Raw genomic sequence first — 9,448 nt, 5'->3', positions numbered from 1 at the left:
CTTCGCCGTCTTGCTTTGCTGTTCGATCTGTCTCGTTCAGCGCAGCCTTAGACTGTAGCACCTTTTTGCTCAACCTCAACAACTTGTTTTTGATTTTTTTCCGCTCGCCGCTTTCGCCGCCCGCCGAAACCAATCAGTTGTCTTGGTCGCTTCGTTGATTTGTCATCAGCGAAGCCCACGATTATGCACAGACCCTTTTGAATCGTCAACACCATAAGCCCTCTGATTTAGTCGGGTTTCTCTGAAATGCCGCGACACACCGAGAGTCCCTCGATTCCACATCCAGGGCTTCGCAGGCGGCGAGCCATCGGCGAGAATCCGCGCCCTGCCCCCGTTGGGAGGCGCGTCCGGCCGTCTGGTGGCAAACAGCGGTCGGCGTCGACAGAGCCAACATACAAGAGAAGACCTCCGATGTACGACACGACCTACGTCAACAACCCCTTCGAATCGACCATTGACCCCGGTACCGTCCTGCAACGCGTTGAACAGTCGGCTGGCATCGCCCAGCTGCAACGCCGCGTGTTCGCGCGTGCCGACAAGCTCCGCGGCGTCGCCGCCGACCTGATGGAGCACGACGCCAAGATCGAAGCCCTGTTTGCCAACGGCCCGCGCGCCAGCACCGCTGCCAAGAAGACCACGAAGACGAAGGCCGAAGCCTGATCCGTCTCACCCCCGCCCGGACCCGGTTCACCCTCGAACCGTGGCGCCCGGCGGACCCCGGGGCAACAATGCGGGAGCATGACGGCCCTCTCCTCTTTTCCCAACGACAGAGATCATGACGACGCGGCAGTGATGCCGCGTCTCGCCTTCGGCATCGCCTGGGGGCTGTTCTGGGCGTTGATGCTGACCATCGGCGTGCAGGACCACTTGCGCCAGGGCGGCACCGCCGTCTGGAAGCCGCTGCTCTGGGAAGGCAGCTCGATGCTGGTGTCCAGCCTGATCGTCTGGCTGCAATGGCGGCGCGCCGGGCGTCTCGATGCGCTGCTGAACCGCCCGTGGCGCTGGTTCGCCGCGAGCCTGGCGTGGCTGCCTCTGGCCACGCCCTGCTTCATCGCGGCGGTGTTCGCGCTGCGCCACGCGGTCCATGCCCTCGCCGGCGAGCCCTACACGCACGACCCGTGGCCGGTGGTGTTCCGCTACGAGGCGCTGAAGTTCTCGATGTTCTACCTGCTGTTCGTCGCGATCGTGTTCGGGCTGCGCTCGCATGCGGCGCTGGCCTCGGCGCGGCTGCGGCTCGAACGCGAACGGCGGCTCGCGCAAAGCGCACAGCTGCTGCAGCTGGCCCAGCAGATCGAACCGCATTTCCTGTTCAACGCGCTCAACACGATCGCGTCCACGATCCACACCGACCCGGCCCTGGCCGACACGCTGCTGATGCGCCTGGCCGCGCTGCTGCGCGCCGCCACCGACCTGGCGCGCCAGCCCGAGGCCACGCTGGCCGACGAGCTCACGCTGCTCGAAGCCTACGCATCGATCATGCGCGAGCGCTTTGCCGAACGCGTCGAGATCGTCTTCGACGTCGACCCGGCCGCCCACCCGTGCAAGGTTCCGTCACTGCTGCTGCAGCCGCTGCTCGAGAACGCCTTTCGCCATGGCGTCGAGCGCCGCCTGGCGCCCACCCGCATCGTCGTGCGCGCGCGCCGCGCCGATGCGCGCCTGCGCCTGGAGGTCGAGGACGACGCCGGCGAGCTGCCTGTTGCGCCCGATGGCCCCACCTGGGGCGTGGGCCTCGGCAACCTGCAGCAGCGCCTTCGAACCCGCCATGGCGACGGCGCCTCGCTGACGCTGCAGCCGCGCGACGGCGGCGGCGTGCTGGCCCGCGTCGAGCTGCCATGCGTGTGCTGATCGTCGACGACGAAACCCCGGCGCGCGAGCGCCTGCGCCGGCTGCTGCTCGCGTTCGCCGACGTCGAGGTGATCGGCCAGGCGCGCGACGGCGAAGAAGCCCTGGCGGCGATCGCCGCGCAGGCGCCCGATGCGCTGTTCCTCGACGTGCAGATGCCGGGTGCGAGCGGCCTCGACATCGCCGCGTCGTTGCCCGAGCCGGCGCCCGCCATCGTCTTCGTCACCGCGCACGACCGCTATGCGGTGCAGGCCTTCGACGCCGCTGCGGCCGACTACCTGCTGAAGCCGGTCGAGCCGCAACGTCTCGCGCAGGCGCTGCAACGGCTGCGCGAGCGGCTCGATGTGCCGCGCCCGCCGCTGCAGCCGGCGCAGTTGCTGGTCGCCGACCGCGGCCGCACGCAGCTGGTCGCGGTGGCCGACATCCTGTGGCTGGAAGCCGCCGACAACTATGTCGTGCTGCACACCACCGACCGGGCGCCGCTGCTGCGCCGCACCTTGTCGGGCCTGCTCGCCGACCTGGGCCCGGGCTTCGTGCGCACGCACCGCGGTGCCGCGGTCGCGCTGGCCCACGTGACGCAACTCGAACCACTCGGCAAGGGCGATGCGCGCATCACGCTGCGCGGCGGGCAGGCCGCACCGTGCAGCCGCCAGTACCGCGAGGACCTGGTTGCCAGCCTGGCCGCCAGGCGCTGATCCGCTTCGCCCCGCATCCGGGGCGCTTCGTCCCGCCGCGCTGTCCGTGCGCGCCGCCAAGCCCCAGACTGGTCGCACATCCCGTGAAAGGCCCTGCCATGACGGACAGCCCGACCCCACCCGCGCGCCAGTACCACCTCGACTGGCTGCGCATCGCCGCCTTCGGGCTGCTGGTGCCGTACCACGTGGGCATGTACTACGTGAGCTGGGACTGGCACATCAAGAGCCCACAGTGGCACACCGCGCTCGAGCCGTGGATGATGCTCAGCTCGCCCTGGCGCATGGACCTGCTGTTCATCGTCTCCGGCGCCGCCACCGCGCTGATGCTGGGCAGCGGCCGCTCGCCCTCGTTCGCCTGGCTGCGCCAACGCAGTGCCCGCCTGCTGCTGCCGCTGCTGCTCGGCATGCTGGTGATCGTGCCGCCGCAGTCCTGGCTGGAAGTGCAGCGCCGCTACGGCTACGCCGGCAGCTACCTCGACTTCATCCCGCTCTACCTGCGCGGCGGCGGCAGCGGCTTCTGCGATGCGGTGCACGGCTGCTTGGTGCTGCCGACCTGGAACCACCTGTGGTACCTGCCCTACCTGTTCGCCTACACGCTGCTGCTGTGGGGCGCGCTGCGCTGGCGGCCCGGGCTTCTGCACGGCATCGCGCAAGGCTGCGCCCGCGCACTGGCCGGCCCGCGCCTGCTGTGGCTGCCGCTCGCGCTGCTGTTCGCTTGGCGCCTGCTGATGGCGCGCCGCTTCCCGGCCACCCATGCGCTGCTCGACGACTGGTTCCTGCACGGCCAGTACCTGGCGATGTTCGCGTTCGGTGCCGCACTGGCGCAGGCCGACAGCCTGGCGCAGGACGCGCAGCGCTGGCGCTGGTGGGCGCTGCTGTCGGCCGGGGCCGGCTGGCTTGCGCTGCAAGGGCTGCTGATGTCGGGAGCCGGGTGGCCGTGGCTGCGCGGGCTCGCGTTCTCGGTGCTGCAGTGGGGCGCGCTCGTCGCCGCCATCGGCTTCGCCCGCCGGCACTGGAACGTCGACCATCCATGGCGCAAGCCCCTCGCCGAAGCGGTGTTCCCGCTCTACCTGCTGCACCAGACGCTGATCATCCTGCTGGCGCACGCGCTGCTGCCGCGGGCGCTGCCGTTCGGGGCCGAGGCGCCGCTGCTGGTCGCCGCAACCTTCGCGCTCGGCTGGCTCGGCTACCGCCTCGCGCTGCGCAGCGGGCCGCTGCGGGTCGGGTTCGGGCTCAAGCCGGCAGCAGCAGCTCGCGACGCTCGCCGAACTGCCGCCACCCGCCGCGCGTGAAGGCCCGGGCCATGCCGGTGTTCGAGCGGTCGGTGTCGGCGATCAGGCGCGGGAGGCCGGCTCCGCGCAGCAGGGCCGTCCCGGCGGCCAGCAGCACATCGACATGGCCGCGCCCACGGTAAGCCGGCAGCACGCCGATGTAGCCGATGCTGCCGAAATCGGCGCCCGCCACCGGCAGCACCAGGCCCACGGCCGTGCCCTGCGCATCGAACGCGATCTGCCACCAGCCCGCGTCCACGCGCATGCTGCGCAGGTCGGCGATCAGTTCGGCCGCATGGGCTTCCGCGCCGCGCGCCGCGACGGTCTCGATGTCGATCTGGTCGCGCGAAGCCGCCGCCACCGCGGCCACCATCTGCCGCAGCAGCGTCTCGTCCTCCGGGGTCGCCGCGCGCAGGCGCAGATCGCCGGTGTCGACCGCGGTGCCCGGCGCCGGCGCGGTCTCGAAGCGCAGCGTGTCGCGCTGCGTCTTGAACCCCAGGCCGGTCAGGAAGGCCAGCCGCGCGTCGCCGTGCGTCTGCCATTGCGGCGTGCGCGGCGGGTGGTCGTGGCAGTGGCCCACGGTCGTCAGGCCGGCATCCGCCATTGCCCGGCGGGCGCCATCGAGCAACGCCCGTCCGATGGCATCGGCCTCGCCTTCCCAGGGCAGGTTCAGCAGCACGATGTCGAGCGGCCGGCCGACCCGCGGCAGGGCCCAGAACGCGACACGCCCGCAGGGGCGGCTATCGCGCCACGCGACGAAGCACCACTCGGGGCGCGACGACCCCGAGGCGAACAGCCCGTCGAGGTAGCGCGCGGTGTCGTCGACGTGTTCAGGCGCGGTCTCCACCGCCGCGAACTGCCGCACGCTGTCCGCTTGCCGAATTTCGAATGTCATGCAGCGCCCTTCTCGAAGCCTTCCAGCACGTTGACCGCGTTGACGCCGACCTCGGCGACCGCATACCCGCCCTCGAACACGAACACCGTCGGCAGCTGCAGCCTGGCGATGTCGCGTCCGACCTGCAGGTAGTCGGCGCTGCGCAGCGCGAAGCTGGAGATCGGGTCGCCCTCGAAGGTGTCGACGCCGAGCGACACCACCAGCGCCTGCGCGCCGAAGCGGCCGATCGCATCGATGCCCGCAGCCAGCGCCACGCGCCAGCGCGCGAAGTCGGTCCCGCGCGGCAGCGGCAGGTTCAGGTTGAAGCCCTCGCCGGCTCCGGTGCCGCGCTCGTCCGCATGGCCCAGGTAGAACGGGTATTCGGTGCGCGGATCGCCGTGCAGCGACACCGTCAGCACGTCGCCGCGCGCATAGAAGATGCTCTGAGTTCCGTTGCCGTGGTGGTAGTCGACGTCCAGCACCGCGACGCGCTCGAAGCCTCGGTCGCGCAGCGTCTGCGCAGCCAGCGCCGCGTTGTTCAGGAAGCAGTAGCCGCCGAAGAAATCAGCGCCGGCGTGGTGGCCCGGTGGGCGAGTCAGCGCGAAGGCACTGCGCTCGCCACCGCTCGCGACCGCCTGCGCCGCCTCCACCGCACACGCGGCACCCGCACGCGCCGCCTGCCAGGTGCCGGCCGTCAGCGGCGTGCCGGCATCGAACGAGAACAGGCCCATGCGCGCCGCGAAGTTGTCGGGCAGCACGTCGTCGCGGAAGCCACGCACCGGCCACACCGAGGGCAGCGCGTCGACCTGCGCGTTCGCCGGATCGAGCGCTACCCAATCGTCCCAGGCCCGCGACAGGAAATCGAGATAACGCCCGCTGTGGATGCGCCGCAGCACCTCCATCGGTACCTCGCCAGGCTCACGCAGTTCGCCGAGCGGGCGCCGCCGCAGTTCGGCAAGCACGTGGTCGAGCCGGTCCGGCACCTCGTGGCACGGCACCAGCCGGCCGCGGTACATCTCGTGGCGCCCGGCATGCAGGTGATGCACCGGGTTGTGGACGATCAGCATTCAGCCACCCTCCTTCGGCGCGCCATCGGACAGCGGCTTGAACAGGTCGTCGAAATCTTCCGCATTCAACGCCGCATCGCTCGCCACGCCCTTCAGCAGCAGGTCCGCGAGCCCCGCCTTGCGGGCCTGCAGCTCGATCATCTTGTCTTCCACCGTGCCGCTGGCCAGCAGCTTGTAGACGAACACCGGCTTGTCCTGGCCGATGCGGTACGCGCGGTCGATGGCCTGCTGCTCGACCGCCGGGTTCCACCACGGGTCGTACAGGATCACGGTGTCGGCCGCGGTCAGGTTGAGCCCGACGCCGCCGGCCTTCAGGCTGATCAGGAACAGCGGCACCTCGCCCTGCTGGAACTGCGCGACCAGCCCGGCGCGGTCGTCGGTCTCGCCGGTGAGGATCAGGTACGGCAGCTTCAGCCGCGCCAGCTCGGTCTCGATCAGCGCCAGCATCTCGGTGAACTGCGAGAACAGCAGCACGCGCCGGCCGTCCTCGACCAGCGTGGGCAGCAGGTCGAGCAGCAGCTCCAGCTTGGCCGACGGAGCGGCCTTGCCGGCAGCCGCCTGGGCCTCGCGCGCATCGCCCTTCAGCAGCCGCGGGTCGCAGCACACCTGGCGCAGCTTCAGCAGCGCGTCCAGCACCATGATCTGGCTGCGCGCCAAGCCTTGCTTCTCGATCGCGTCGCGCAGCTTCTCGTCCATCGTCGCGCGCACCGTCTCGTACAGGTCGGCCTGCGCACCGGACAACTCGACGCGCAGCAGCGTCTCGGTCTTCGCCGGCAGCTCCTGCGCCACCTGCTGCTTGGTGCGGCGCAGGATGAACGGCCGCACGCGCCGCGCGAGGTGCTGGGCCTGCAGCTGGTCCTGGCGCTTCTCGATCGGCTGGCGGTAGCGCTCGCGGAACTGCAGCTCGCTGCCGAGCAGCCCCGGGCAGACGAAATCCATCAGGCTCCACAGCTCGCCCAGGTGGTTCTCGAGCGGCGTGCCGCTCAGGCACAGCCGGTGCTGCGCGCGCAGCCCCTTCAGCGCGAGCGCGGCCTGGCTGCGGCTGTTCTTGATGCGCTGCGCCTCGTCGAGCACGACGTAGTGCCAGTCCTGCGCGGCCAGCACGTCGATGTCGCGCACGGCCAGCGGGTAGCTGGTGATCACGAGCTGCGCCTGGCCGAGGCGCTCGAAGTGCTGCATGCGGCGCGCGCCGTGCAGCACCAGCGTCTTCAACTGCGGCGTGAAGCGCTGCGCCTCGGTGTGCCAGTTGTCGACCAGGCTGGTCGGCACGACGACGAGCGACGGCTTGTCGAGCCGGCCGGCATCGAGCTCGCCCTGCAGCAGCGCGAGCGTCTGCAGCGTCTTGCCGAGGCCCATGTCGTCGGCCAGCACGCCGCCGAGCCGTGCCCGGCGCAGGAAGTCCATCCACGCCAGGCCGTCGAGCTGGTAGTGGCGCAGCGTCGCATGCACGTTCGGCGACGGCTCGACCGGCGGCAGCCCGTTCCCGTTGCCCAGCCCGCGCAGTTCGCGGATCAGCGCATCGAGGCTCGGCGGCGCCACCACGCGCGCGCCGGCGGTCAGCGCATCGAGCGTGCCGAGGTCGAAGCGCGACAGCTGCAGGCTCGCGTCGGCGGCCTTCATCGTCGGTTTCTCGAACACGCCGCGCAGCCAGTCGAGCAGCGGCGCGATGCGCTGCACCGGCACGCGCAGCAGCCGCTGCCGCGCCGGCGCGCCGAGCGGCAGCGGTGCCGACGGCGGCGTCTCGCCCGGCCACGGCACCAGCACCTCGCCGGTGCCGGCGCGCAGCGCGCTGTCGACCTTCAGCCAGCCGCTCTGCACCAGGCCGACCAGCAGCGGCACCAGGTTCACCGGCTGGCCTTCGACCGTCAGCTTCAAGCCGAGGCGGAACCACTCGCTGCCCGGGTCCTGCTGCAGGTCGACGGTCCAGTCGTCGGCCTCGTGCAGCTCGAACGGGAAATCGTCGTCGATCTCGACCAGCCAGCCCTGCTCCTTCAGGCGCGGCACCTCCTGCGTCAGCAGCTGCGGCCACTGGTCGCGCTGCTGCGGCACGAAGATCATCGGCTGCCCTTCGAGCGCGACGCCATAGCCGGCGCTGACGATGCGGCCGCTGCCAAAGCTCGACTGCCGCTGCATCGCCGCGCCCGCCGCCAGGCTCCACGGCCGCAGGCGCAGCGGGTCGACCATCGTGCGCACCGCCGCGGACTCGGCGTCGGCATCGCGGTCGAAGCGCGTCAGCTGCGCGGTGGTGGCACCGCTGACGCGGGTCGCGTCGAGGAAGGTCGTCTCGGCATGCCCGGCCGGCAGGTGGTAGTCCACCGGCGGCATGCCGGGCACCCGGTAGCGCAGCAGCAGCTGCACCGAAGCCTGGCGCGGCGCGTGGTCGCTGACCAGCGGGCGGCTGGCGCGGGTGCCGAAGCGCTGGTGCAGCATCGCCTCGGAGGCGGCGTCAACGCAGGTGCCCAGCCGCAACACCGGCACCAGCGCCAGCATGCCGAGGTTGCGCAGCGCGCGTGCCTGCTCGTCGGGCACCGGCAGCTGCACCCCGCGCTGCACCGCGATGCCCTGCAGCCGCTCGGTGAAGCTCGACAGCAGCTCGGCCGGCACCGGCGGCATGCGCGCCAGCCAGTCGACCAGGGGCGCATCGGGCGACACGCCTTGCAGCGCAGCCGGCCGCAGCGTCAGCCCGCCGAGGTCGATCGCCTGCGGCTCGGGCAGCATCACGATCACGACCGGCTCGTCGCCGGGGCCGCGCCACTGCGTGTGCCAGTCGCCCACCTCGTCGGCAAACCAGTGCAGCGAGACCGGCAGCGGCTCGTCGATGCGCCGCGCGACCGCGCCGGGCGGGTGCGGCAGCTCGCCGAGCAGCGGCGGCACGATCCACGCGCGCCCGCTGCGCAGGATCAGCTCGACCACCGCCAGCGCGTCGCGGCCGCGCATCGGCAGCGACCCGGTGTTGACATTCGGCCCGAGCAGCGGCAGCAGCGCGGCGAGGATCTCCAGATCGGCCGGCACCAGGTAGGCGGGCCGGTTGCGCAGCATGTCGATCACGCTCGGCGAATGCGGCCGGTGCGAGCCGAGCTCGCCGGTGCGGCGCAGGCTGCCGAGGTGCAGCGTCAGCACCAGCGTGCCGCCGCGCGCATTCAGCACGTACATCAGCGTGCGCTGCGGCGCGGTGGCGGTGCTCGGCGGCGGCACCGGCCGGCCGGCGATGTCGGCCAGCTCGGCCAGCCACAGGCGCACCGGGCGCGGCCAGTCGTCGGCCGTCGGCACCGGCGCGGCGCGGGCGGCGGGGGTCGGAGCCGGGTCGAGCCGGTGCGGCGGCGCGAGGTCGGGGTTCTTGCGGCGGCGCAGCTCCAGCGCCTCGAAGGCCATCAGCGCGGCCGCCACGTGCTTGCAGTTCAGCCCGACCGGGCACGAGCAGACGCCGCGCACCTGCAGGCCGAGGCGCCGGTCGATCGGCAACTCGATGCGCTGCTCGTACACGTGCGCGCCGCTGCCGCGCATGCGCGTGAGCAGCGCCTGGCCGTCGATCTGCATCGCCAGCAGCGCCTGCTCGGGTTGGAGCGCCATCGCCCGCGTCAGCGTCACGCGGTCGAACTGCTGGCCGAAATCGAACTCGGGGGGAATGAAAAATTCGGTCATGGGCTGCGGGCCATTGTCGTTCAGCCGGCCGGCTCAACCATGCGATGCTCGCGCCCC

Annotated in this window: 7 protein-coding genes; 4 read left to right on the top strand and 3 right to left on the bottom strand. The window is 71.5% G+C overall.

Annotation, left to right across the window (positions count from 1 at the left end):
- Nucleotides 1–411: 411 nt before the first annotated feature.
- From ASC98_RS14785 to ASC98_RS14770, 4 genes are all read left to right on the top strand, one after another.
- On the top strand, nt 412–660 hold the full coding sequence (locus ASC98_RS14785) for a hypothetical protein (protein ID WP_056807323.1): 249 nt from the start codon (nt 412–414) through the stop codon (nt 658–660).
- A 132-nt stretch (nt 661–792) separates the two neighbouring features.
- On the top strand, nt 793–1,845 hold the full coding sequence (locus ASC98_RS14780) for a sensor histidine kinase (protein ID WP_056807320.1): 1,053 nt from the start codon (nt 793–795) through the stop codon (nt 1,843–1,845).
- Nucleotides 1,833–2,537: a LytTR family DNA-binding domain-containing protein gene (locus ASC98_RS14775; RefSeq protein ID WP_056807316.1), complete on the top strand. Its 705-nt coding sequence runs from the start codon at nt 1,833–1,835 to the stop codon at nt 2,535–2,537. Before ASC98_RS14780 ends, ASC98_RS14775 begins: the two co-directional genes overlap by 13 nt.
- 98 nt (nt 2,538–2,635) lie before the next feature.
- Nucleotides 2,636–3,829, top strand: coding sequence for an acyltransferase family protein (locus ASC98_RS14770; RefSeq protein ID WP_056807314.1), 1,194 nt, complete (start codon nt 2,636–2,638; stop codon nt 3,827–3,829).
- On the opposite strand, the gene ASC98_RS14765 is transcribed toward ASC98_RS14770, so the two are convergent.
- Genes ASC98_RS14765 through ASC98_RS14755 form a run of 3 tightly spaced genes read right to left on the bottom strand, consistent with a single transcriptional unit; the run spans nt 3,771 to nt 9,391 of the window.
- A complete protein-coding gene (locus tag ASC98_RS14765; protein WP_056807311.1) occupies nt 3,771–4,703 on the bottom strand; it encodes a GNAT family N-acetyltransferase in 933 nt (310 codons plus the stop codon). The genes ASC98_RS14770 and ASC98_RS14765 overlap by 59 nt on opposite strands.
- Nucleotides 4,700–5,749, bottom strand: a complete 1,050-nt coding sequence (locus tag ASC98_RS14760) for a histone deacetylase family protein (RefSeq protein WP_056807306.1) — start codon at nt 5,747–5,749, stop codon at nt 4,700–4,702. Before ASC98_RS14760 ends, ASC98_RS14765 begins: the two co-directional genes overlap by 4 nt.
- Complete coding sequence (locus ASC98_RS14755) at nt 5,750–9,391, bottom strand: DEAD/DEAH box helicase (RefSeq protein WP_056807303.1); 3,642 nt, start codon at nt 9,389–9,391, stop codon at nt 5,750–5,752. It lies immediately after the preceding gene.
- Between the last annotated feature and the right edge of the window lie 57 nt (nt 9,392–9,448).

Origin of the sequence: Rhizobacter sp. Root1238 (genome assembly GCF_001425825.1) — a bacterium.
GTDB lineage: Bacteria > Pseudomonadota > Gammaproteobacteria > Burkholderiales > Burkholderiaceae_C > Rhizobacter.
This window is presented reverse-complemented; position numbering and strand designations above follow the sequence as displayed.